Origin of the sequence: Pseudoclavibacter sp. AY1H1, assembly GCF_002931055.1 — a bacterium.
GTDB lineage: Bacteria > Actinomycetota > Actinomycetes > Actinomycetales > Microbacteriaceae > Pseudoclavibacter.
Genome location: NZ_PSXX01000010.1, coordinates 20,084 through 44,536, shown reverse-complemented (window position 1 = coordinate 44,536; position 24,453 = coordinate 20,084). Strand labels below are relative to the sequence as shown.

Below are 24,453 nucleotides of genomic sequence, written 5' to 3'. Positions count from 1 at the left end.
GTCGAGGGAGCGGGGTTCTTCCGGCCTAGTTATGAATCGTTTCACCTTCCGATCGAACCACTCGAATCCTGCCGAGCGCAGGGAGAGGAACACTCCGTGACCCAACCAAGACGAGGTCGAAGGCGGCGCACCGTCGCCATCGCCACGGCAGCGAGCCTGTCCGTCCTCCTCAGCCCACTGCTCGCCACTCCCGCAACGGCCGACCCGACGCCTCCCACGGCCGCGGTCCCCGTCATCGACACCGCCGCCTTCGCTGACCCGCCCTCAGCCGTTCGCCCGATGTTCCGGTGGTGGATGCCATTGGCCTACACGGAGGACAGCGTGCTGCGCGAGCAGCTCGACCAGATCGCCGCCTCCGGCGCCGGCGGTGTCGAGGTCGCTCCCTTCATCGTCGCCGGCGAAGGCAACCAGAGCAACGCGTTCCTGGCCGAGTACGGCTGGGGCACCCCCGCGTGGGCACACAAGATGGAGGTCATCACCGAGAAGGCCGCCGAGCTGGGCCTCATCGTCGACCAGAACCTCGGGCCGCACTACCCGCCGACCGTGCCGACGCTGAACAGCTTCAACCAGCCGGAGGCAGAGCAGCAGCTCATCTTCGGCTGGTCAGCTCACGCAGCAGGCGAGGCCGTCACCGGCGCCCTCCCCTCGCCCCTGACAGCACCGCCCTCGGTCGCGACGAAGCTCGCCGAGGGAGCGACCGCAGGCCAGACGGCCCTGACCGTCGCGAGTCTCGGTGGCTTCGCGATCGGCGACGTCGTGACGCTCGGGGCAGAGGGAACGTCCGAAACCGTCACCGTCACTGCCGTCGGCGACCGCCTCGGCGCAACCGGAATGCTCAGCGTGACGCCGATCTCCGGCGATCACGCTGTCGACGCGCCCCTCGTGAACGTCGCGGAGACCACGCGCCTCCGCACCGTGATCGCACAGTGCGAAGCCGAATGCGCCCCCGGCAGCGAAGGGCCCGCCGCACTCGTGCCGGGATCGATCGTCGACGTGACCGACAAGGTCGTCGATGGCCAGCTCGACTACACGTTCCCAGCCGACGGCGCACGCTGGGTGATCATCGACTTCCAGCAGACCGCATCCGGTCTGGTCGGACAGCGCGGAGGCTACACGGCGACACAGCCCAACTACGTGGTGGATCACCTCGGCAGGGGCGGCGTCGACATCCAGGCCGACTTCTGGGACGAGAACATCCTCACCGACGCCGTGAAGGCGAACCTCGACAAGGTCGGAGGCGGCGCCATCTTCGAGGACTCCCTCGAGCTCGGCGAGTCACAGAAGTGGACCTGGAGCTTCCTCGACCAGTTCGAGGAGCGCCGCGGCTACGACGCCACGGAGGTACTGCCCGCACTCGCAGGTATCGGCATCCAGGGCTCGCACGAGGCGGCATTCGAGATCGGAGAGGTCGGCGAGAAAGCCCGCGAGGACTACCGCGAGACCGTCAGCGACCTGTTCGTCGACGAGTACGTGACCCCCATGCAGTCCTGGGCCCAGACGCATGGCCTCGACTTCCGAGTCCAGGCGTACGGCCTGCCCACCTCGACGTCGCACGCTTCCTCCGCATCAGGCATCCCCGAGGGCGAGTCGCTGAACTTCGGCAGCCCGAACCCGCTCGGCGCTGAGCAGAACTACCGCGTCGTCAGCGGTGGCGCCCACCTCGCCGGCAAGGACACCGTCTCGGTCGAGTGCTGCGCCGTGTTCTTCGGCGGCTACCGCTCCGGCATGGCCGGCCCGAACATCGGTGGTCAGTTCTCCGACAGCGGCGAGGGCTCAGTGCTCGGCGGCAAGTACTCGCAGGGTCTCCTCGACAGCGTCTACAAGAGCTACGCGGGTGGTGTGAATCAGCTGGTCTGGCATGGCTTCGCCTACCCGGATGCACCTGCGGGTGTGGGCACGGCGGGCCGCGATGGCGGCACCTGGCCCGGTTACCAGCCGTGGGATATCTTCGGCGCGCTCAACGTGAACGATGTCTTCGGACCCCGCCAGGCCAACTGGGAGGACATGACGGGGGTCAACGACGCCCTCGCCCGCACGCAGTACGTGCTGCGTGAAGGCCAGGCGAAGCTCGACCTCGGCGTTTACTACGAGGACCTGGGCCTCAAGGGCTCGTCGGTGAGCGGACAGCAGGCAGAGCAGCACATGCTCGGCACCGACTCCGCGACCTCATCGGCCGGGTACACCTACGACTACTTCGCGCCCCAGTTCGTCGCGGAAGAAGGACTGGCACCGGATGCGGACGGCGGCCTGTTCGGCGACCGTTCCGGCTACAAGGCGGTTGTCCTCAACGAGCAGCGCACGATCTCCCTCGACGGGGCACGCTCACTGCGTGACCTCGCGAAGCAGGGGCTCCGCGTGTATGTCGTCGGCCAGGCGCCGAGCGAGCTGACGGGCGCTGAGCCGGGAGCTGAGGAGCTGGCGACGGTCGTCTCGGACCTCCTCGCGCAGCCGAGTGTCACGCAGCTCGGCACCGAGGCGGAGCTGCCCTCTGCCCTCAGCGGCGACTCGATCGCGCCCGCCGTGTCCCCGAGCGACCAGGGCTCAGCACTCGGCTTCGTCCGTCGCGCGGCAGAAGGCGTCACGTACGACTTCGTGTACAACCGGTCCGGTGAGGCTGTCCAGCAGTCGCTGACCCTCGCGGGCACCGGCCGCCCCTACCAGCTCGACCCCTGGTCTGGAGAAGTGACTCCGATCGGCGAGTTCACGCAGGATGGTGACAGCGTCACGGTCTCCGTCGACGTCGCCGCTCACGACACGGCGATCTTCGCCCTCGTCGACGACGACGGATCCGCCGTGCACGCGGTGTCCAGCGATGCTGATGTGCTGGCACCGGCAGCCGACGGCAGCATTTCGGTGCGCGCGACCGGCGACGGCACGTTCGGGACGGAGTTCAGCGACGGCTCGTCGACGACGACCGACGTGACCGGCCTGGCGGCTCCGCAGGGCCTGAGCACCTGGTCGCTCGCCGCCCAGACGTGGGGCCCGGCGCCCGATGCGACGGGAATGACCGCATCCAAGACCGAGAAGGTCGACCAGCCAGCCATCGACATCACGGCCGACGCCGACGGGAAGCTGCCGTCGTGGCGAGAGGTGACCGGCGAGGTCGACCTGAGCAACGCATCCGGGCTCGGCACGTACTCGACGACGGTCACGCTTCCGGAGGCCTGGACGGAATCGGATGGAGCCTACCTCAGCCTCGGTGACGTCCTCGATACGGCCCAGGTCTGGGTGAACGGCGTGCAGGTCGTCGTGAACCAGGCCGACCGAGCACGCATCGACCTCGGCCACCACCTGGAGCCGGGCGAGAACCGCATCGAGGTTCGGGTTGCCACGACGATGTTCAATGCAGTCAAGGCGACCGGCGACTCGAACTACCAGACCGCGGAGCAGCAGCGGACCGGCCTCATGGGCCCGGTCACGTTGACGCCGTACCGCGACACGGTCGCGTTCGAGGCACCGACGGCGACGGCCACCCCGCAGCCGACCGGCGAGCCGCAGCCGACGTCGACTGACGGCACCGGGACCACGGCGCCGACCTCGGCACCGGGCAACGGTGGCAACGGTGGCAACGGTTCGAGCAACGGCGACTCGGATGCTGGTGGCCAGGACGGCGACCTCGCCACGACGGGCGTCGACGGCAGCCTCGCGGGCCTCCTCGCGCTCCTCGGGGTCGTGCTCGCCGGCACCGGAGCCGCGTTCCTCATCAGGAAGCGCCGCGGACGCGTGACGAGCGAGTAGTTCGGCTCAGAATGCGGCCCCTGCTTCCATGATCGTGTGGATGCAGGGGCCGCTTTCGTTGCACGAGCCCGACGATTCTTGGCGCGGTTCCTGCCTTACAGCGGCTCGCTCACGTACGACTGCAGCTGCACGCGGAACGCGGCGACCGCATCCACTTCGGGCGCCAGGAGCCACTGCTGCGTCAGCCCGGCCCTGAGGCCGGCGATCTGGACGGCCGCGAGCTCGACGGGAACGCCGGCGCGAGCGTAGAGCCCCTTCTCCTGCAGATCCGTGAGCGCGTCGAACGCCGTCGACCGCAGGAACTCGTACCACCGCGCGATCGAGGCGTGTGCTGGATGCGTCGGGGCCAACGCCTCCGCGGACACGATGCTGAACATCAGGACCCCGTCCGGCTTCGCAACGTCGCGTTCCGCGAGCGCCAGGAGTCCGCGCAGGTAGGAGAGCCCGGTGGAGAAGTCGAGGCCGACCTCCGCGGCGGCGCGCTGGCCACGACGCTCGAGGAGCGTCTCGAGCAGCACCGCCTTGTCGGGGAAGTGGTGGAGCACTCCTGTGTGGGACATGCCAGCCTCGACGGCGATCTCGCGGATCGACGCCGCGTTGAAACCCTTGACCGTGAAGACCCGCGTGGCCGCATCCAGAATCTGGTCGCGCCTCGGATGCGGAGTGACGTCCCTCTGCGAGAACCGCGGGACGGGATCGGCGGCTGCTCCTGGGGACATGGCGACCATTCTCCCTTGCCGAGATTGTCTAACACGTGTTAGGTTCGCGACTGAATCGATTCAACTCCCAGAATCCGGTCTCACTCGCGCCCTCGGACACCACGAGCTGGCGCGGCAGTTCACACCCCGTCGTTGGCAAAGATGCCAGAGAGGTCACAAGATGAACGATCCACGAAGACGAGGGCGACGAGCCGTTGCGCTCGGCGCAGCGCTCACCGTCGCCTGCACGCTCGCCGTAGCCGGCCCAGCCGTCGGCGACGAGCACGCCACCACGACCAGCGCCATCGACCCCGCCGCGTTCGCGGAGCCGGGCGTCGACTTCCGCCCAGGCGTGCGCTGGTGGTGGCCCGGCAACGCGGCGAGCCAGGAGGACCTGCTCGCGCAGGTCGACTACCTGCACGAGAACGGCTTCGGCGCCGTCGAGATCGTGGCCTTCTCGAAGGGGTTCCTGACCGAGGAGGGCATCGCGGGCAACGGCGGCAACGGCGGCTCGATCTACGACGCCGCCCCGGGCTACGACACGGAGGCCGTGCTCGGCTACGAGTCGCCCGAGTACTTCGCGAAGCTCGACGCGGTCATCGCCCGCGCCAACGAGCTCGGCATCACCGTCGACCTCAACATCGGCAGCGGTTACCTCGCAAGCGACGACTCCATCGACCTCGAGGACAGCCAGAACACGATGGCGCTGGGCCGGGCCACCGTTCGGGTGGATGCGGCTGGCGCGCTCACCCTCGTGTCCGGCGACGTCTCGGTCCCGACCGGCACGGGCAAGCTCTCGCTCGGCATCCCCAAGGCGGAGGTCAGCCCGTTCTTCGCCTCGGAGAAGTTCGGCTTCGACTTCGGCGAGTGGGACCCGGCCAACGTGCACCTGAACTCGGTCATGCTCGCGCCGATCACCGGACAGGGCGCCGACCTGACGACGGCCAACCAGACCCTCACCTCCGACTTCAGCTCGGTCAAGACCTACGAGCAGCAGTCGGTGCTCGACCTCGATACCGCGCAGCTCTCCTACCCGAGCGACGGGCAGACGACCTTCGGCGTCGACACCTCGACCCTCGCGGCAGGCGACTACGAGATCGTCGCGCTCTACAGTGCCACGACGGGCGCGTACGGCTTCAACTCGATCATCGAGAACACGACGACCGACAAGCGCAACTACGTCGTCGACCACCTCAACCCGGTCGCGATCACGAAGCTCGTCAACGGCTGGCTCGGCGAAGCCGCGCTGAACGACATCGTCGAGTCGCGCGACATCCGCGCGGCCTTCAACGACAGCTACGAGTTCTACACCGACCGCCACTACAACGATCTCATCCAGGCCGCGGCGGAGTCGCAGGAACTGCTCGGCTACGACATCACGCCGTACCTCCCCTCCCTCTACTCCATCTACCAGGACTCGTTCCTCATCGACGGAACCCCGACGGTCAAACCGGAGTATGCCGCGCTTGGACTGCAGACTCCGGAGGTCAGCCGCTTCGGCGGCGGCAGCGGAGTGCCGCTGCTCGCCAGCAACCTCAGCGAAGAGGAATCGCAGCGCATCGTGCACGACTACGGCGTGCTCCTCAACGACTCGTTCCTCCAGGGCCTCGAGGCGTTCTCGAGCACCCTCGGCGAGTACGGCATCGACTACCGCCAGCAGGCGTACAACCCGCCCATCGACACCCTGAAGTCGTCGCAGTACGTCGACATCCCCGAGACCGAGGGCCTCGACGAATACCAGCTGAAGCGCGTCGCATCCGGAGCGCACCTCTACGGCAAGAACCTCGTCACCTCGGAGGTCTTCACGCTGGGCTCGGTGCCGTTCCAGATCACGCCGGAGTTCATGAAGCAGGGGTACGACCTCATGGCCACGAGCGGTGTGAACAACTTCTTCTACCACGGGCTCAGTGCCAACTACAGCGGCAACGACGACCCCGCCTTCACATCCGACGACAACCTCTTCGCCGAGGAGGGCTGGCGCGCCTGGCCCACGATCGGCGTCGAGATGGCCGACACGGCCGGCATCGCCGACTACTACGCGTCGATGAACGACTACGCGTCGCGCGCCAACTACGTCATGCAGTCGGGCACGAACAGCAGCGACGTGGCGATCTACATGCCCCTCTTCGGGGCGCTGGCGAGCGGCGGCGGCTTCGGCGGCGGCTCCACGCCGCTCGCATCCGTCACCACGGCCCAGGCAAACGGCTGGGCGTGGGATGCCATCAACGACGACACCATCCAGACGGGCCTGAGCTGGGACGGCTCGCACCTCGTCGCGAACGGCGGCAACGCATCCTTCGACGCCATGCTCGTCGAGAGCGGCACCGTGCCCCTCGAGACGATGCAGGCGCTGCAGAAGCTCAAGGATGCGGGCGCTCCGATCGTCTTCGTCGATTCAGCTCCCGCCGCGCAGCCCGGCTACGCAGGCGGCGAGTACGCGGCCCTCGATGCTCAGGTGAGCGAGATCGCCGCCGCCATGGGTGGCGCCGTCGAGGCAGCCGCCGTCCCCGCGGCACTCGCAGCCTCGGTCGACGCTCCCATTTCCTACGAGGAGAACGCGGACATCCGCTTCGGGCGCCGCACGCTGCCGACCGGAGGCGAGCTCGCGTACGTGCGCAACACCTCCGCGGAGGCGGCAACGGGTGTCAACCTGACGGTCGCCGACGGCCTCGACTCCTGCTGGTGGCTCGACCCCGAGACGGGCGAGATCTTCGACGCGGAGGTCGACGGCAACGTCGTCTCGGCGACGCTCGACGCGAGCGGAGCGGTTGTCCTGCTCTGCGAGCCAGCAGGCACCGGCATCGCCGATTCCGCCGTCTCCGACGGGACCCCCTCGTCGATCGACACGACCGAGCGCAGTGTCGGCCACCAGCTCGGTGCCTTCTCGCTCGAGGTCACGGCAGACAACCTGGGCACGAACGCACCGGGTGAGCCGAGCACGTCCGAGTACACGGGCGAGGTCCTCGGCGACTGGAGCGCCGACGGGTTCCTCGGCAACGAGCTGCGGTACGTCACCGACTCGGGAACGTACCGAACCACGGTCGAGATCCCGGATGCGGCCGACCTCCTCGAGGGCGGCGCGGTGCTGAACCTCGGCACCGTGAGCAACGCGGCGACGGTGCGCGTGAATCCCGGCACCGAGCACGAGCTCGTGACGCAGCTGTACGCCGCGCCGTACGAGGTCGACATCGCGCCGGCGCTCGTGAACGGCTCCAATGTCATCGAGATCGACGTACAGCCCGTTCAGAGCAACCGCCGCGAGGGCCTCAAGGAGCTGTACAACAGCGACCCGGTCGCCAACGTGAAGTACCAGGCGTACAACAGCGTGCACGGCGGGTCCGGCCTCATTCCGGCCGGCCTCGTCGGCCCGGTCACGCTGAACAGCGCTGTCGAGAGCATCGCGGAGCCGAGCCCGACTGGCACGACTGATCCCACACCGCAGCCGACCTCGACGGACGGTACCGGGACCACGGCGCCGACCACGAGCCCCGGGAACGGCGGCGGTGACGGCGGCGGGAACGGGTCCGGGAACGGCGGATCCGACGCCGGCGGCCAGGACGGCGACCTCGCAACGACGGGCGTCGACGGCAGCCTCGCCGGCTTCCTCGCCCTCCTCGGGGCTGTGCTCGCTGGCACCGGAGCCGCGTTCCTCATCAAGAAGCGCCGCGGACGCGTGACGAGCGAGTAATCCGACGGGCCTCGCAACCGCGGCCCCGCGCATCCACTTCAGCGTGGATGCGCGGGGCCGCGGTCGTGGGAAGGCGCATAGCATTGCGTGGTGGCAACAGGAGAACCTGCCGGCAGGAAGCCGAATCGAGCCGGCATCCGGCGGCGGGAGGAGATTCTCGCCGCGGCGGAGCGGCTCGTGCGGGAGCACGGCCATCTGCGAGTCTCCCTGCAGATGATCGCGGATGAGGTGGGCATCAGCCAACCGGCGATCCATCACCACTTCCCCAGTCGCGACGAGCTGTTCGTCGAGTTGCTCAGGTACCGAGACACGCACGCGGTTGAAGTCGTCGAGCCTGATGCGATCTCCGCGCTCCTCAGTGCGGCGAGCAACAGCGCCAAGAGCCGCCATCTGGCCGCGCTGTTCACCCACTACGCGAGTTCCGCGTCCGACGAGCAGCATCCTGCGCATGCCTACTTCCTGGAACGCCAGCGTCTGATGCTGCATTACTTCACGCTCGGCGTACAGGCGCGTGCCGCGCGTGCCCAGCTCCCTCAGGACTTCGACGCGCGACGTGCGGCGACGCTCCTCCTGACACTCAGCGATGGCCTCCTCACCCGTTGGCTCATCGATGCGGACGTCGATATGCGCTCCGAACTCGAGCACGCAGTGCACGCTCTCGGCCTTGGCACAGCAGTGACGGACGCCGCGCCGGCCCCGGACAAGCAAACTTCTTGATTACTTATAAATAATCAGTTATTACTTGATTCGGTTGCGCCATCGAGGCGACATCGTGTTCAAGGGAGAACTGCATGTCATTGAAACGTTCCACACCACCCATCTTGCCCCGCTGGGTCAGAGCCTGTGCCGCCGGGGCTGTGCTGGCGGTCGGCGCGACTGGACTCGTGACGGGACCGCTCGCCTCACCCGCGAGCGCCGTCACCCAAACCGGAGCTCTTTCTGCCGAAGAGCTCTCCGATCCCGGCTCCGAGTCCAGGCCTGGGATGCGTTGGTGGTGGCAGACCCCGATCTCTGAGGCGGAAGCCCTCCGCGAGGTCCGTGCCATCGCCGAAGCAGGCTTCAGTTCCGTCGAGATCGCCTTTTCATCAACGTTCTGGGCGAGCGACATACAGCGCCAGATGCTCGGCGTTGTCCTCGATGAAGCCGAGACTCTTGGCATCGAGGTGAGCATGACCATGGGCGCGGCCTGGCCGGTGCAGACGCCGAACACCGGTATCGGAACGCCCTACGTGCAGAAGGAGCTCCAGTACGGTCGCGTCGATGTCAGCGCAGGATCCGTGTTCTCGGGCGCTCTCCCTCGAGCGCTCGACGATGCGTCTGGGGAACGGCCCGCTGAGCTCGTCGCGGTCACGGCGGCACGCGTCGTCGAAGCGGGCCCGGTTGTCGCGGGTGAAGCGACTCCCCCGGAGAAGTCGACGATCCTCGATCCGAACTCCGTAGTGGACCTCACGTCAGCGGCTGTCGACGGCTCGATCTCTTGGGCCGCCCCTGCCGAAGGCGACTGGATCCTCTTTGCATACTGGCAACGCGATGCCGAGCAGAATGTCACGAGCGCCTTCGACCCGGCAGCCGCGAAGGCCGCAACCGAGTACCTCGACGAGCAGCAGATCGGCGACAACGGCGAACAGCTCGGGAAGGTCGGTGGCGATCTTTTCGAGGATTCACTCGAGCTGCACGCTGATTCCTTGTTCTGGACTCAGGATTTCTTGGCTTCTTTCGAGAAGACGCGGGGCTACGACGCCACGGCGTATCTCCCGTTCTTCTTTGCACATGGGATGTCGCACTACTGGGTCCCCAACGAGGAGCCGACTCCCGACTTTGCCGCGGTTGATGAGACTGGCGAGCGAGTCCGGACCGACTACTACACGACGCTCACAGATCTCTACGTCGACGGCCACCTGAAGCCGTACCAGGAATGGGCCGAGGGCTACGGCATCGACTTCAAGACGCAGCCCGCCTACGGTCAGAACCTCGACGTCATCCGCAGCGCACGCGAGCTGGCACTCATGGGCGCGGGCATAGAAGGCGAGTCCCTCAACTCTGGAGACAGGTTCCCCGTCCGGTCCGACGAAGCAACGTGGCGGTTCGCGCTCGACTGGCAGCGCACCCTCGTCGCCGGAGCCCACCAGGGCGGTGCGAACCGAGTTTCATCGGAGCTTGGCGCACAGTTCCAGGGAGCCTTCGAGATCACCCTCAACGATTACCAGCAGCTCATGGACAAGGAATGGGCCGCTGGCATGACGCAGCCGTACGTCCACGGTTATGCCAGCCAGGCCGACGACGCGCCGTGGCCCACCCAGGACCGATTCTGGGGATTGACCGGTGAGAGCTGGAACGACGAGACGTACCCACAATGGGCAGCTTGGAGCGAGCTCACCGACTACTGGGCACGCGGCACGCTGGTTCTTGAAACGGGAACCCCGAAGACGGACGTCGCGATCTACTCCACGGACTTCCTCACGACGTCCGCCAGAGGCGTTTTCGACCCGAGCGAGGATGCGACGACACCGGACCAGCTGTTCGAGACACGAGGCCTCGAGAACCATGGGTACTCGGTGCAGTACCTCGACCCCCAAGGAATTGTCGATGCGGGCCCCGTTCGCGATGGGACGCTCTTCCCTGATGGCCCCGCCTACCAGGCGCTTGTCATTGATGAGCGGAGCATGGACGGCGCGGCCGCCGGAGCGCTCGCCGACGCCGCCACCGGCGGTCTCGCGGTCGTCGTCGTCGGCGATGCGCCGAAGGTCGACTCGAGCTTCACGAGCGGCGAGGCTGGCAACGCGAAGGTCGAAGCGGCGATGTCAACGGTTCTCGCGTCGGAGAACACGCGCACGGTGTCCACGCAGGCCGACGTGCAGCCCGCCCTCGAAGACCTCGGCGTATCCGCCCGCGTCTCCTGGGACTCCGCGCCTGTACTGACCCAGTACCGTCAGAGCGGTGACACCACGTACGTCTACCTCTACAACACCTCTTCGGAGACCGTGAACTTCGCGCCAGAGATCAACGTGCACGGGTCGGTCAGCGAGATCGACCTGTGGGAGGGCGAACGCAACCCGCTGGCCCAGTTCGCAGCCAGCGGCACGACCACGGTCGTTCCGCTTTCGCTGGAGCCGCTCGGCACGAGGGTCATCGAGATCGACTCGACCCAGGCGCCGTGGTCCGGAGCGATCACGAACACCGAGCCGCTCCCGCTCACGTTCGATGATGGAGGATCCCCGGTCTGGACGACGAAGGTGACCGGTGGCGCAGAGCTGAGCCGCGCGGACGGCTCGACCGCGTCCGTCGCAGCTGAGCTCGGTACCGATCGCGCTCCCATTGAACTGAACACTTGGGATCTCCAGGTCACGAGCGCCGCAGCCGACGGAGGCGCGACGATTCACGTCGAAGGCCTCACTGAGCTGAAGGACTGGCGAGAGATCCCGGGACTCGAAGACAAGTCGGGGACTGGCACGTACACGTCGACCTTCGACCTGCCAGAGAGCTGGTTCGATTCGGGGGCCGGAGTGGAGCTGGACATCGACGGCGCGCTCGGAACCAGCGTCGTCAGCGTCAACGACACCGTGGTCTCGCGCCACGTGGGTCGCGACACGACACACGACATCACCGACGCGCTTCGCCCAGGCGAGAACATCATCGAGATCGAACTGGCGACGACGCTCCGCAATGCCGTCTCAGCGGCTGGCGGCGTTCCCGCGCCGTTCCCGAACCCCGGCCAGGTGAAGACGCACGCGGTGGGCCTCACCGGCCCGGTACTGCTGATCTCGACACAGCAAGTGCCTGTTGACGTCGCCCCGGAGCCGACGACTGAGCCCACGCCGCAGCCGACCTCCACCGACGGCACCGGGACCACCGCGCCGACGTCGAGCCCCGGCAACGGCGGCGGCAACGGGTCCGGGAACGGGAACGGGTCCGGGAACGGCGGCTCCGACGCCGGCGGCCAGGACGGCGACCTCGCCACGACGGGCGTCGACGGCAGCCTCGCCGTCTTCCTCGCCCTCCTCGGGGCTGTGCTCGCTGGCACCGGGGCGGCGTTCCTCATCAAGAAGCGCCGCGGACGCGTGACAAGCGAGTAACCGCTCTCGGTCCGAACGAGATCGCCCGGGCGGATGGGCTGGCACTCACCAGTTCATCCGCCCGGGCTCTTTCTGCACCTTCAACTGCTCTGCCTGCCCAAGAGCGACCTGGTGCGCGACCGCGCCTTCGCCACAGCTCTCGACCGCGCACTTGGCGAACTCCCCCGACGCCAATAGCGTGGCCCGCGACACGAGGTGTTCGCGCTCACCCGAGCACCAAGCCAGCTCGCCCCGCGCAAGGAGTCCCGATGAAGGTCACCACCACGACCCTGGAGATGCTCGAGCAGCCCCGAGACGAGCCTCGGGCGTTTCCCGACGACGTCCGCCTCGACCGTGCGGGTTCGATCTCGCCGGAGTACGCACGGTTCCTCTACGGACTCGTCGGCGGGCCATGGTTCTGGACGGAGCGGCTCGACTGGACGAGGCGCCAGTGGGTGGATGAGCTCGCGGAGCCAGGGACCGAGTTCTGGATCCTCTACGGCGACGGCAATCCGCTCGGGTACGTCCACCTTCAGCCGAAGCCGTCCGACAAGGGAACCGAGGTGGAGATCCGGTACTTCGGCCTCGCCGAGGCGGCCCAGGGTCGCGGACTCGGGGGACGATTGCTCGAGCACGGCGTCCTCGCCGCGTGGACGCTGCCGGAGCGCGCCCAGCTCGCACCCGTCTCACGGGTCTGGGTGCACACCTGCACCCTCGACGGCCCGCTGGCCCTGGCGAACTACCAAGCACGTGGATTCGTGATCACCGGAACCGAGGAGACCTTCGAGGACCTCCCAGATCGACCGCTCGGGTCCTGGGTTTCCACGGGTGGGCGGGCCGCGCAGCCATGATCGCCGAACACAGGGGAGCAGCGGCTAGCGTGAAACGCATGCCGGATGCTCTGCCAGACCAGCCCACGCACGACGCGCCACGCGACCCTGTGCCCGGCCGAGCCACCTCGATGCGGGCGGTCGTGAACTCGACGGATGGCGGCCCGCGGAGCCTGCAGCTCCGCGGGGTGCCGGTCCCCCACCGGGCGCCCGGTCATGTGCTCGTCGAGGTGCGGGCGGCCGGCGTCGCGTTCCCCGACGTGCTGCAGTCGCGCAGCGAGTACCAGCACCGCATCCCGAATCCGTTTGTGCTCGGCAGCGAGTTCGCGGGAGTTGTCGCCGAGGCCGGCGAAGACTCCGGGTTCGCAGAGGGCGACCGGGTCTTCGGCGTCGCCAGCCATGGCGCCTTCGCCGAGTACGTCGTCGCACCGGCCGACCGGGTGCTGCCGCTGCCCGACTCGATCAGCTTCGTGGATGCCGCGGCGCTGCCCATCAACCTCCTGAGCGCCGACTTCGCCCTCCGCGACCGCGGGCAGGTGCGGGCAGGGGAGACCGTCCTCATCCAGGGGGCCGCTGGCGGGCTCGGCGTCGCGCTCATCCAGCAGGCGAAGCTCATCGGCGCCACCGTCATCGCCGTCGTCTCGACCGAGGAGAAGGCTGCGCTCGCACGCTCGGTCGGCGCAGACCACACGGTCTTCGCCGCAGACTTCCTCGCCGAGGTCCGCCAGCTCACCGACCATCGCGGCGTCGACGTCGTCCTCGACCCCGTCGGCGGCGACCGCTTCACCGACTCCCTGCGATGCCTCGCGAAGCGCGGGCGCCTCGTCGTGCTCGGCTTCACCGGCGGCAGCATCCCGACCGTCAAGACCAACCGGCTGCTGCTTGGCAACATCTCCGTCGTCGGCGCGGCCTGGGAGGGGCTCATGCCCGAGTGCCTCGTGTCGCTCCCCGAGCAGTGGGCACGGCTCTCGCCCGCCGTCGAGCGCGGCGAGCTGCGCGCCTCGATCACCGCCGTCGTCCCCCTCCGCGAAGCAGCCGAGGCCGTCGCGAGCCTTGAGGAGCGCCGCGCCCGCGGCAAGGTCGTGATCGACCTCGGCCTGGAGTAGGCGGACGCCGCGAGCTGCACCGCGGCTCACGAGACGACGCGCCCCTCGACTCACTCCCTCGCCCGATGCCAGACTCGGATGATGACCGACCCCACCGCCCCCGCGTTCGTCGCCGAACTCCCCGCCCCCATCGCTCGCCTCGCGGAGGGTGTCGAGCTGCTCGACCCGGCGGATGCTGCCCCGTTGCGCTGGGGAATCCTCGGCGCCGGCCACATCGCGCGCAGATTCGCGCACGAGGTGCCGCGTCACACCCGGTCGGCGATTGCGGCGGTCGGGGCGCGCGAACTGTCGCGCGCCGAGGCCTTCGCCCAGGAGCTCGACGTCGAGCGTGCGCACGGTTCCTACGCCGAGCTCATCGCGGATCCGAGCGTCGACGCGATCTACCTGGCAACCATCAACTCGACACACCACGAGCTCGCGCTCGCGTGCATCCGCGCAGGCAAGCCGGTGCTCGTCGAGAAGCCGTTCACGCTCAATGCCCGCGAGGCCCGCGAGGTCTTCGCCGCTGCAGAACAGCGTGGAGTGCTCGTCGTCGACGGCATGTGGACGCGGTTCCTCCCCCAGTTCACGGTGACGAGGCAGATCGCCGCCAACGGAATGCTCGGTCGCCTCGTCACCGCCCACGCGAACTTCGCCGGGATCATGGATGCCCCCGTCCCGCGCATCGTGGACGTCGAACAAGGCGGTGGCGCGCTGCTCGACATCGGCGTCTACTCGGTCGCCGCGGTCCACGACCTCATGGGCTCGCCCGTCGAGGTCGCCGCGGCAGGCAACCTGATTCCCGGGTACGCCGTCGACGGGTCCGCATCCGTCATCATGCGCACCGCGAGCGCCGTCGGCACGGCTCGGTGCAGTTTCGAGGGACGAGCCGCGTCGAGCGCGGAGTTCGTGTTCGAGCACGGCATCGTCGAACTGCCCGGGGAGTTCTTCATTCCGGGAATGCTCCGCGTGAGCGAGTTCGACCGAGACGGGTCCGGGGAGGCCACGGACGAGTCGACCGATGGCGTCGGCGGCGCCACCGTCAGCGAGTGGGACGCGACGGTGCCAGGCGGCTTCCAGTTCGAGGCCGCCGAGTTCGCGCGCCTCCTCGCAGGCGGGGCCACGCAGTCTCCCGTGATGCCCTGGCAGGCATCCATCGAGATCTTGGAAGTGCTCGACCAGGCCCGGGCCGCGGTTGGCGTTGTCTACCCGGGCGAGACGACCCCGTAGCCCTCCCGCTTGCCATGTCTCGAGGATGTGGTTACAGTGACAGCGGCTTGTCACTGCTTCCGCAGGCAACACCGCAGCTGTTTCGACGACGATTTCAGCAAGCGTGTTCCTAGGAGAGCAAGATGATCATTCGGCGGGTACTCAACAACAACGTTGTTGACGCGTTGGACGACTCCCTGCAGGAGGTCATCGTCTTCGGCAAGGGACTCGGGTTCCGCTCGAAACCGGGCGAGCGCGTCGACCAGTCGCTCGTCGAGAAGGTCTTCCGGCTCGAGGACGACGCGGCCAGCCGGCATTTCGCCTCCATCGTCGACTCGATCCCGGCCGAGATCCTCACCGCCACCGCCGACCTCGTCGCCCGCGCGCGCGCCGAGTTGAGCGCGAAGATCAGCGACAGCCTCTACGCGAGCCTCGCCGACCACTTCGTGTTCGCCGTGCAGCGTGCCCGCGACGGCGGCGACTTCACCGTGCCACTCGCCGTCGAGGTGCGCCGCTACTACCCGAGCGAGTACGCCTTCGCGAAGAGCGCCGTCGCCGAGCTCAACTCGCGCCTCGACGTCGAACTCCCCGAGGAGGAGGCGACGAGCATCGCCCTCCACGTCATCAACGCCCAGGTCGGCGGCGCCGCCGACAGCGCGGCCCGCCTCATGGAGCTCACCCACTCGATCCTCGACATCGTGCGCCTCCACTTCGGCCTGCACTACGACGACGCCAACTCGTCGTACCTCCGCTTCGTCACCCACGTGCGCTTCTTCGCGCAGCGTGTGCTCCTCGGCGAGACCGTGCAACGCGACGACGCCGAGCTGCTGCGCATCCTCACCGAGCAGAAGCCGGCAGCGTTCTCGAGCGTCGACAAGGTGGATGCGTTCGTGAAGCGCAGCCACGGGCACGCGATGAGCGCCTCCGAGAAGGTCTACCTCGGCCTGCACATCGCGAACTTCCTCTGACACGGCACCGCCGCATCCACCCCACAGTTTTCAACACCCCAAGAATCCACCGCAGCGTGAGGGCAACCGCGTGAAGCCGGGATTCTCCCCAACCAGGAGACACCCCATGAAGTATGAGAAAGACGCCGCAGCGATCATCGCCGCGGTCGGCGGCGAAGAGAACATCTCCTCGCTCTACCACTGCGTCACCCGCCTGCGCTTCGGCCTGAAGGACAACACCAAGGCAGACCAGGCCGCGCTCACCGCGATCGGGCCCGTCGTCGGCGTCAACGACGCCGGCTCGCAGTACCAGGTCATCATCGGCAACGACGTGCCGCTGGTGCACAAGGCGATCGTCGCCGAGCTGCCGCGCCTCGCGAGCTCCGAGGAAGGGGCAGCGGATGCATCCGCCGGCACCAAGGGCGGCAAGCAGAAGCTGCACACCCGCTTCTTCGACTTCATCTCCGGCGTCTTCGCCCCCATCCTCCCGGCCATCGCCGGCGCGGGCCTCCTCAAGGGTGTGCTCGCCCTCATCAACGCGTTCGGCTGGGTCGACCCGAGCTCGCAGACGTTCCTCATCTTCTCGGCCATCGCCGACGCGGTCTTCTTCTTCCTGCCGATCGTCGTCGCCGTCTCGGCAGCGCGGAAGCTCAACGCGAACCCCTACGTCGCGGCATCCCTCGGCGCGGTGCTCGTCTACCCGGCGCTCACGACCATGCTCAGCGCCGGCGAGCCGGTCGCGCTCCTCGGGGTCACGGTCACGTCGGTCTCCTACGCGTACTCCGTCATCCCGGTGCTCCTGGGCGTCTACCTCATGTCGTGGGCTGAGCGCCTCTTCACGAAGATCATCCCGTCGTTCCTGAAGCTGACCTTCGTGCCAATGCTCACGCTCGTCACGGTTGTCCCGATCACGCTCGTCGCCCTCGGCCCGCTCGGCACCTTCGTCGGCAACGGCGTCGCGGGCGGCATCAACTGGGCGCTCGACAACGGCGGCGCACCCGCCGGCTTCGTGATCGGCGCGCTGCTCCCGCTCATCATCATGACCGGGATGCACTACGCGCTCGTCCCGTTCATCCTGCAGAACCTCGCCACCCTCGGCTACGACAAGTTCCTGCCCCTCACCTACGTGCAGACCTTCGCGACCGCCGGTGCAGTCTTCGGCGTCTTCCTCCGCGCCAAGAACGCGCAGATCAAGGCACTCTCCCTCTCGACGACCTTCACGGCCCTCATGGGCGTCACCGAGCCAGCCCTCTACGGACTCGCACTCCCGCTGCGCCGCCCCCTCATCGCCTCCATGGCGGGAGCCGGCGTCGGCGGCGCCATCTCGCTCGGCTTCGGCGTGCAGGCCTACGTGCTCGCCGGCAACGGCGGCCTCCCCGGCCTGCCGGGCCTCGTCGGAGCCACCTTCGGGTGGGCGATCCTCGGCATCGTCCTCGCGTTCATCGTCTCGACCGTCGTCTCCGCCATCCTCGGCATCGACGAGTCAATCCTCGCCAAGGCCTCCCAGACCGTCGCGGCGCACGAGAAGCCGGCGGCCGCAGCCACCGCAGCCAGCGCCGCCTCGACGACGGATGCACCCCTCGCGCCCTCGAGCGGCGAGCTCATCGCCTCCCCCATGGCAGGCGAGCTCATCCCCCTCGACGACGTGCCAGACAAGACGTTCTCGCAGCGTCTCGTCGGCGACGGCGCCGCCATCCGCCCGACCAGCGGTCACGTCACGTCGCCCGTCACGGGAGAAGTCGTCACCGTCTTCCCGACCAAGCACGCCGTCGCCATCCGCAGCGACCAGGGCACCGAAGTGCTCATCCACATCGGCATCGACACGGTCTCCCTGCAGGGCCGCGGCTTCGAGGCGCACGTCGCGGAAGGCGACCGCGTCACCATCGGCGACCCGCTCATCGACGTCGACCTCGACGCTGTCAGCGCCACCAACGACACCGTGACGGTCATCGTCATCACCAACCTCGGCCTGCGCTCGATCGTGCCGGGTACTCCCGGCACGCGCGGGAACGGCGACGCGCTCATGCACGTCCTCTCCACCATCGACGCCGAGGCCAGCCACAAGGAGGCAACCGCATGACCCGCACCACGGAGCAGCGCACCGCAACCGACCCGAGCCCGCACGGAGCCTCCGGCGCCTTCCCCGAGGGATTCCTCTGGGGAACTGCGTTCGCCGCGAACCAGGTCGAGGGTGGCTTCGACCAAGACGGCAAGGGCCTCTCGCAGGCCGACGTCATCCCCTTCCGCAAGACCGGCGACTACGTCGACATCACCTCGCTCATGAAGGCGACGGATGCGCAGATCGCCGAAGCCATCGCCACCCCGGGCGCTGCCGGCTACCCCAAGCGCTCGGCAAGCGACTTCTACAACCGCTGGGAGGGCGACGTCGAGCTCTTCGCGGAGCTCGGCCTGAAGTCGCTGCGCATGTCGATCGCCTGGTCGCGCATCTTCCCCAACGGCGACGACGCCCAGCCCAACGAGGAAGGCCTCCTCTTCTACGAGCGTCTCTTCACGCGCCTCCGCGAGCGCGGCATCGAACCGGTCGTCACGATGTCGCACTACGAGATGCCCCTGCACCTCGTCACCGAGTACGGCGGATGGTCGAACCGCGCCGTCGTCGGCCTCTTCGAGACGTACGCGAGGACCATCCTCACGCGGTACCGGGGACTCGTGCGCTACTGGCTCACGTTCAACGAGATCAACACGACCCTCATCGAGCCGTACACGGGCGGCGGCATCATCGAGCGCGAACCCGAGGACGGCGTCGACCCACGCCAGGTCGGCTACCAGGCGCTGCACCACCAGTTCGTCGCGAGCGCCCTCGCCACGAAGGCCGCCCGCGAGATCGCCCCGGATGCGCAGGTCGGCTGCATGCTCGCCCGCATGGCCCACTACCCGGCCACCTCGGCGCCCGCCGACATCGTGCGGGCCCAGTGGGACAACAACATGAACCTGTTCCACACCGACGTGCAGGTGCGCGGCCGGTACTCGGGAACCGTGCGGCGCTTCTGGCGCGACACGGGCATCCACGTCGCCATGGAGCCGGGCGACGAGGCGCTCCTCGCCGCCAACACGGTCGACTTCATCTCGTTCAGCTACTACATGAGCCTCGTCTCCTCCGTGAGCCCCGAGCAGTACGGCGCAACGGGCGGCAACCTGTTCTCGACGATCAAGAACCCCCACCTGCAGACCACCGAATGGGGCTGGCACCTCGACCCCGAGGGCCTGCGGTTTGTGCTCAACGACCTGTGGGACCGCTACCAGGTGCCGCTGTTCATCGTCGAGAACGGCCTCGGGGCGACGGATGTGCTCGAAGGGTCCGGCGACGACCGGGCCGTGCACGACGAGTACCGGATCGACTATTTCCGCCAGCACCTGCAGCAGGTTCGGGAGGCCATCGAGGACGGCGTCGACCTGCTCGGCTACACGTCGTGGGGCGGACTCGACATCGTCAGCGCCTCCACGTCGCAGATGACGAAGCGGTACGGGGTCATCTACGTCGACCTCGACGACGAGGGCGCCGGCAGCGGCGACCGCGTGCGGAAGGACAGCTTCCACTGGTATCGGGAGCTCATCGCCTCGAACGGCGCCACGCTCGAGGCGCTGCCCGCAACCGGCGCGTAGGCAACACCGGCCAGTGACCACGGCCGTTCGTCCCGAGAGGGCCGCCATGCGTGCATGGCGGCCCTCTTCTGCCGCGCGGCATCGGCCAGCCGGGCGATACGCTCGAAGCCACTCCCCGTCCCCCAATGCGCAGATTCTGTCACGCGAGGGGCCCTCGTCAAGAGCGTTCCGCGTCGCATGCGATGCGGCAAGCCGCACCCTGGGCCGCGGCCTCTCCCATCGAGGGGCAGCAGGTATTGGGAGGACGGGGAAGAAGCGGGCAGGCCGCTTACGCGGAGAGCTGCGTGCCGTCGAGCTTGGCGTCTTCGGCGGCGCGACCGAGCGCACGCGAAACGGACGAGCTGCCGACGCCGAGCACGGTCGCGATGCGCTGGATGCTGTGCCCTTGGGCGCGCATGTTCAGCGCCTGCTCTGCGCGCTCGGGCGTCATCACGGACGGGCGGCCGCCGACGCGGCCCTGGGCTCGCGCGTGCGCGAGCCCGCGCTGTGTGTTCTCCCGGATCGTGTCCACGCGGAGCTGCGCGAAAACGGCGACGATGCCGAACAATGCGCGCCCCATCGGCGTGGTCGTGTCGATGTTGGGCTCAGTGAGACTCTTGATGTTGATGCCGCGATCGTGCAGCTCACTGATGGCCTGAATGGCCATCGTCTCGCTACCCGCGATGCGGTCGAGACGGCGCACGACGAGGGTGTCACCCTCGCGCAGATAGTCGAGGCAGGCGAGCCCCTGCGGCCGCTTGGCGGTGCCCGTTCCGGCGCCGGGTCGAGTGGCCTCCAGACACTGCGGGGCCCAGCGTCGCAGAGTCCGCACCGCCACGCCGGAGTGCTCCGCAAAACGCGTTCACGGCACGCCGTCCTGGTGTTGGCGCACGAGCTCGGCTTTCTGCCGGTCGCTGAGGTGCGCCATGATCCCTTGTCAGGCCCGCTCGACGTGCTCGGCCAAGTGCCGATAGATCGTGGGCCGGGACACCCCGAACGTGTCGGCAATTTCCTGCACGGTGTGGCCGCATTCGAGAATCAGCTTGCCAGGCTCTCGCTATTCATGCTTCACTACTAGCGTGTCTCGTATACAAGCTCGACAGGATGCGCAACTGACGCGCGCAGTGCTCCCGTTGGTAGTTCTGCAACTTATTCAGCAGGAGGAGTCCTACGGGTATGAGTTGGTCGAGCGCTTGACGGCGCTCGACCTCGAAGTCAGTACGGGGTTGGTATATCCCGTCCTGAACCGGCTCGAACGGGACTCTCTCGTCACGACGTTCTCCAGGTCGTCGCCGAGTGGCCCGCCTCGTAAGTACTTCGCGCTGACGGATGCAGGCGCAATTGCACTCGCGGTCGCCCGACATCAGTGGGAGCAAACTGCTACGGCCGTGTCCGAAGCCATCGAACTCGAAAAGGAATGAGCATGTCACACTTCACTCAAGCCAAACATTCGACATCCATGCGCGCATCCATGTACTTGCTTCGTCTGGACTGGCACCTCGAGGGAGTCGTCTCTGCCTCCGAGCGTAGGCGCATCCTGAGAACGCTGCGCGACGAGATTGACACGGATGGGCGGCCGGTGCAAGCGGTAATTGCCGACCTGGGTGCCCCGCGAACACTTGCAGCACGCTATGGCGAGGGAGGATGGATGCGGCCGCTCTGGTCAATCGGCACGTTGACTGCCGCGGCAGCGCTCGGCACGTACTGGGTCGTGTTCCTCTCGTTCGCCGGGGGCATGCTGGCAGTGGTGGATAGCGTTGCACCGATGAAGGCGGAGGCAACCTTCTTCTTCGTGCCCGTCAACGCGTTCTCGAATGATCAGGGCTTCGGCATTGGGTGGTCGGGGGGATGGGAATGGCTCGTCGTGCCCATCGTCATCATCGCCATCTTCCTGCTCGTCGGCGCAAGGGTCTGGCGCCTATTCCGTCGCGACAGAACGACCACCGAGTAGATCGAAGGATCAATCGGTGATGGCGGGGACAACCACCACTCCCCAAGGTCGATGACAGAGATCGGCGTCACTGCGCCGCCACGAGGCGAATTGACTCACGCATGAGACAGGACATACATCGCCGTGATCACGGCGACATTTGCGGCTGTGATTCACAAAAGTACCGTTTGTCCCGTGACTTCCATCGCCCGTATCGCCAGGAACCAAGACGTCCCCGGCATCATTCGGCTCGTAAACGGCATGTATGCCGACATGGCCGAGGAATATGCCGCTGTCCGACCGCCAGTCGATCCTGAGTGCATGCGCGCGGCGGAGTCGAACCTCTCGGAACGTCTCGGAGGCGACGTTATGGCGTTCGTTGTCGACCGCCCCTCGAACTCGGGCGACGTCGCCGCTGTGGCGGTCGGCCGCGTTCAAACGACCTTTCCAATCCCTCGTCGCCGTGGGACATCTGCCGGATATGTTGAGTGGGTAGCGACCGATCCTGAAATGCGCCGGCGCGGATTGGCGCGGGCTGCTGTCACCGAACTCCTCTGCTGATTCAAGAAACGCGATGCCGGCGTCGTAGAGCTGCACGTAAGCTCTACGGCCGAACCGATGTACCGCGCGATGGGCTTCGTTGGCGGTGGCCCGGTCTCTCTCAGCCGCCGTCTATGAAGATCCGTAACGCCGAGCATCTCGCGGATGCTCGAACGCCCGGCATCGAGAAACGCCTGCGCGCTACCGCCCGCTATACAGCCGCATCGGGTTCGCCGACGAATACCGACCCGTCCGAAGGGACGCGCTCGCCCCCTAATCCGTTGACGCCACGCGGGAGGCCCTACTCATCGGACGCTAAACGGCGCTGAAACCATGACACCTACCACCGTGATTCACAGCAATCGGACCCAGCGACCCAAAAATGTTGGCTAGCAGGTTGCGGGCAGCATGAGTTTCGGTGCACAGTTTCGGGCGACCCCGACGCGGCGTGTCGACGATGACGGCGTCCGACTCAACCTCTCCCCTACAAACGATCGATTCTGGCGCATAATTCCTCGACACGGGCGGAGCGTGGAACGCGACAGTAGATCTCGTGTCTTCAACGGTGAGTGATATCGCCTGCCAAACGAACGGGCGCTTGCATCGGATTTCGGGCACGTGCGCCACGTGTCCTCGAATTGGGCATTGCGTTGCACTCAACCACCACGCTGTTGCGCCACACCAGGCATACTTCCCTCATGGAGACAAACTCTCGCTGGGGCTCGGGCGCTCCACACTGGACTCGCACTGGCGTCATCGTGACTGCTGTCCTAGGTGTCGCTGCGCTGATCGCGACCTTGTCAGCTAACGGTGACAGCACTCGAGTGAACGGCACAGCCGGCAGCGCTGAGCCAGTAGCCGAAGCTAAAGTCGATGGGCAGGACCTCTGCGGGCCCAGTTCCGAAACGGATCTGCCTGTCGGCTGGGGTCCCGAACGGGCCATCTTCACAGACACTGCCTACCCCGACTCTTTGACGTTCAATTCCACCTACGAGAACGAAGGTCTGGGTGATGAGCGCAATTGGGTTGGGATCAGACCTGCCATGAGCTCGGGGGAGCAGGTCTGGTACGACGAAATGGAGATCGAGCCAGGTGCAGAGTACTTTGTGCGCGCTTACCTGAGTCTCGACGGTCCCGCCGATCAGGTCGCCAAGGATGTCGTCTTGAACTTCAACCTGCCAGACTGCACAGCCCATCGCATCGGCGTGATGGCAACTCTGTCCTCCGACCAAACGTTCCCAGCGCGGATCTGGGACGGAGCGGAGTTCTGGTCGCGGGACGACTTCACCTTGACCGTTGTGCCCGACTCGGCGCAACTCGAAAGCAACCGACACCCGGAAGGGCTGCCCCTGGCGACGTACGAGTTGGTGTCCGGCTCCGGTCTCCCTATCGCTTCCGAAGAAGCAACCGGCGAGTTTCTTCCTGGTTACGCTGAGTCGGCCTACGTCACGTTCCGGGTCATCGCGAACGCTGCTTAATTTCCGCGTGGTCCTGTAGTCGACGTGGAGCCAGAGACGCGCCGAACCCAATCGTTTCGGGCGCAGCCACGCGAGATGCTAGAAGAGCCGTGCAACTAACAGTGCTCAGCAAACTGTTCCGCACTCATTGGTGTGCAGGTCCTGTGGTCCCCGACGGCGATGTGCTTCTATGTGGTACAACGAGCGCGCTGGCCCTTACCAGCTGCATCACTCCGGCTTGAGAGGAAAGACCATGGCGAAGAAATGGCCTAGAGACCGCTACAACGGGCCCGGCGGGGGCCTCTATGGAGGACCAGGGGGTGGCCTTGACCCCTACAACGGCGGCGGTGCCGATATGTACAACGGGGGTGGCCTTGACACGTACAACGGGGGCGGTCTTGACACGTACAACGGGGGCGGTCTTGACACGTACAACGGGGGCGGTCTCGACACATACAACGGGGGTGGCCTCGACACCTACAACGGGGGTGGCCTCGACACCTCGCCGGGTGGGGGCCTCTATGACGGACCTGGAGGTGGGCTCTATGACGGCCCGTGCGGGCACCCCTACATGGCATCCACCCCGCCGATGGATGTTTTCGTGCGAGAGCTACGCGCCCGCGGCTACAGCGCCGAAGCTGACATCATCGCTCGAGCTCATGGATTGAACTAGTCA

At 67.1% G+C, this 24,453-nt stretch carries 18 protein-coding genes; 15 read left to right on the top strand and 3 right to left on the bottom strand.

The window, feature by feature from the left end:
• Window positions 1-96 precede the first annotated feature (96 nt).
• Window positions 97-3,738, top strand: coding sequence for a glycosyl hydrolase (locus tag C5E05_RS14640; protein WP_104342344.1), 3,642 nt, complete (start codon window positions 97-99; stop codon window positions 3,736-3,738).
• A 95-nt stretch (window positions 3,739-3,833) separates the two neighbouring features.
• Here the strand turns inward: C5E05_RS14640 and C5E05_RS14635 are convergent, their stop codons facing one another.
• Window positions 3,834-4,457 (bottom strand): TetR/AcrR family transcriptional regulator, encoded by a 624-nt coding sequence (locus tag C5E05_RS14635; RefSeq protein WP_181059633.1) that lies wholly within the window; start codon window positions 4,455-4,457, stop codon window positions 3,834-3,836.
• A gap of 160 nt (window positions 4,458-4,617) precedes the next feature.
• Between C5E05_RS14635 and C5E05_RS14630 the strand changes: the two genes are divergently transcribed.
• The 9 genes from C5E05_RS14630 to C5E05_RS14590 all read left to right on the top strand — a co-directional run bounded on the left by C5E05_RS14630 (window position 4,618) and on the right by C5E05_RS14590 (window position 19,871).
• The gene (locus tag C5E05_RS14630; protein WP_181059631.1) at window positions 4,618-8,124 is read left to right on the top strand and encodes a glycosyl hydrolase; all 3,507 of its coding nucleotides are present in this window, start codon (window positions 4,618-4,620) and stop codon (window positions 8,122-8,124) included.
• An 87-nt stretch (window positions 8,125-8,211) separates the two neighbouring features.
• Window positions 8,212-8,841 carry a TetR/AcrR family transcriptional regulator gene (locus tag C5E05_RS14625; RefSeq protein WP_104342342.1) on the top strand — a complete coding sequence of 210 codons (630 nt, stop codon included), beginning with the start codon at window positions 8,212-8,214 and terminating at the stop codon, window positions 8,839-8,841.
• A gap of 167 nt (window positions 8,842-9,008) precedes the next feature.
• A complete protein-coding gene (locus tag C5E05_RS14620) occupies window positions 9,009-12,197 on the top strand; it encodes a glycosyl hydrolase (protein ID WP_181059627.1) in 3,189 nt (1,062 codons plus the stop codon).
• A 248-nt stretch (window positions 12,198-12,445) separates the two neighbouring features.
• Complete coding sequence (locus C5E05_RS14615) at window positions 12,446-13,027, top strand: GNAT family N-acetyltransferase (protein WP_104342340.1); 582 nt, start codon at window positions 12,446-12,448, stop codon at window positions 13,025-13,027.
• Window positions 13,028-13,065: 38 nt separating this feature from the next.
• Window positions 13,066-14,112 (top strand): NADPH:quinone oxidoreductase family protein, encoded by a 1,047-nt coding sequence (locus tag C5E05_RS14610; RefSeq protein ID WP_258064889.1) that lies wholly within the window; start codon window positions 13,066-13,068, stop codon window positions 14,110-14,112.
• Between the two features lie 81 nt (window positions 14,113-14,193).
• The gene (locus C5E05_RS14605) at window positions 14,194-15,321 is read left to right on the top strand and encodes a Gfo/Idh/MocA family protein (protein WP_181059625.1); all 1,128 of its coding nucleotides are present in this window, start codon (window positions 14,194-14,196) and stop codon (window positions 15,319-15,321) included.
• 122 nt (window positions 15,322-15,443) lie between these two features.
• Window positions 15,444-16,268 (top strand): PRD domain-containing protein, encoded by an 825-nt coding sequence (locus tag C5E05_RS14600; protein WP_104301496.1) that lies wholly within the window; start codon window positions 15,444-15,446, stop codon window positions 16,266-16,268.
• 106 nt (window positions 16,269-16,374) lie between these two features.
• Window positions 16,375-18,327, top strand: a complete 1,953-nt coding sequence (locus C5E05_RS14595) for a beta-glucoside-specific PTS transporter subunit IIABC (protein WP_104301498.1) — start codon at window positions 16,375-16,377, stop codon at window positions 18,325-18,327.
• Window positions 18,324-19,871, top strand: a complete 1,548-nt coding sequence (locus C5E05_RS14590; protein ID WP_104307815.1) for a glycoside hydrolase family 1 protein — start codon at window positions 18,324-18,326, stop codon at window positions 19,869-19,871. The genes C5E05_RS14595 and C5E05_RS14590 overlap by 4 nt, the downstream gene beginning before the upstream one ends.
• Window positions 19,872-20,139: 268 nt before the next feature.
• Here C5E05_RS14590 and C5E05_RS14585 read toward each other — a convergent pair whose 3' ends face one another.
• Both C5E05_RS14585 and C5E05_RS14580 read right to left on the bottom strand, forming a co-directional pair.
• The gene (locus tag C5E05_RS14585) at window positions 20,140-20,688 is read right to left on the bottom strand and encodes a recombinase family protein (protein WP_104342338.1); all 549 of its coding nucleotides are present in this window, start codon (window positions 20,686-20,688) and stop codon (window positions 20,140-20,142) included.
• 99 nt (window positions 20,689-20,787) lie between these two features.
• Complete coding sequence (locus tag C5E05_RS14580; RefSeq protein ID WP_258064054.1) at window positions 20,788-20,889, bottom strand: helix-turn-helix domain-containing protein; 102 nt, start codon at window positions 20,887-20,889, stop codon at window positions 20,788-20,790.
• Here C5E05_RS14580 and C5E05_RS14575 point away from each other — a divergent pair.
• From C5E05_RS14575 to C5E05_RS14560, 5 genes are all read left to right on the top strand, one after another.
• Window positions 20,849-21,271: a PadR family transcriptional regulator gene (locus C5E05_RS14575; protein WP_308471903.1), complete on the top strand. Its 423-nt coding sequence runs from the start codon at window positions 20,849-20,851 to the stop codon at window positions 21,269-21,271. The genes C5E05_RS14580 and C5E05_RS14575 overlap by 41 nt on opposite strands.
• A gap of 2 nt (window positions 21,272-21,273) precedes the next feature.
• The gene (locus C5E05_RS14570; protein WP_258064888.1) at window positions 21,274-21,801 is read left to right on the top strand and encodes a hypothetical protein; all 528 of its coding nucleotides are present in this window, start codon (window positions 21,274-21,276) and stop codon (window positions 21,799-21,801) included.
• Between the two features lie 174 nt (window positions 21,802-21,975).
• The gene (locus C5E05_RS19885; protein WP_146081133.1) at window positions 21,976-22,341 is read left to right on the top strand and encodes a GNAT family N-acetyltransferase; all 366 of its coding nucleotides are present in this window, start codon (window positions 21,976-21,978) and stop codon (window positions 22,339-22,341) included.
• 677 nt (window positions 22,342-23,018) lie between these two features.
• A complete protein-coding gene (locus tag C5E05_RS19880) occupies window positions 23,019-23,798 on the top strand; it encodes a hypothetical protein (RefSeq protein ID WP_146081132.1) in 780 nt (259 codons plus the stop codon).
• Between the two features lie 232 nt (window positions 23,799-24,030).
• Window positions 24,031-24,450: a hypothetical protein gene (locus C5E05_RS14560; protein ID WP_104342335.1), complete on the top strand. Its 420-nt coding sequence runs from the start codon at window positions 24,031-24,033 to the stop codon at window positions 24,448-24,450.
• The last annotated feature ends 3 nt before the right edge of the window (window positions 24,451-24,453 follow it).

Coding starts and splice junctions, on each gene's coding strand:
- C5E05_RS14605 (WP_181059625.1), top strand. CDS start 14,194: ATGACCGACCCCACCGCCCCCGCGTTCGTCGCCGAACTCCCCGCCCCC.
- C5E05_RS14560 (WP_104342335.1), top strand. CDS start 24,031: ATGGCGAAGAAATGGCCTAGAGACCGCTACAACGGGCCCGGCGGGGGC.
- C5E05_RS14570 (WP_258064888.1), top strand. CDS start 21,274: ATGTCACACTTCACTCAAGCCAAACATTCGACATCCATGCGCGCATCC.
- C5E05_RS14635 (WP_181059633.1), bottom strand. CDS start 4,457: ATGTCCCCAGGAGCAGCCGCCGATCCCGTCCCGCGGTTCTCGCAGAGG.
- C5E05_RS14610 (WP_258064889.1), top strand. CDS start 13,066: ATGCCGGATGCTCTGCCAGACCAGCCCACGCACGACGCGCCACGCGAC.
- C5E05_RS14630 (WP_181059631.1), top strand. CDS start 4,618: ATGAACGATCCACGAAGACGAGGGCGACGAGCCGTTGCGCTCGGCGCA.
- C5E05_RS14595 (WP_104301498.1), top strand. CDS start 16,375: ATGAAGTATGAGAAAGACGCCGCAGCGATCATCGCCGCGGTCGGCGGC.
- C5E05_RS14590 (WP_104307815.1), top strand. CDS start 18,324: ATGACCCGCACCACGGAGCAGCGCACCGCAACCGACCCGAGCCCGCAC.
- C5E05_RS14600 (WP_104301496.1), top strand. CDS start 15,444: ATGATCATTCGGCGGGTACTCAACAACAACGTTGTTGACGCGTTGGAC.
- C5E05_RS19880 (WP_146081132.1), top strand. CDS start 23,019: ATGGAGACAAACTCTCGCTGGGGCTCGGGCGCTCCACACTGGACTCGC.
- C5E05_RS14615 (WP_104342340.1), top strand. CDS start 12,446: ATGAAGGTCACCACCACGACCCTGGAGATGCTCGAGCAGCCCCGAGAC.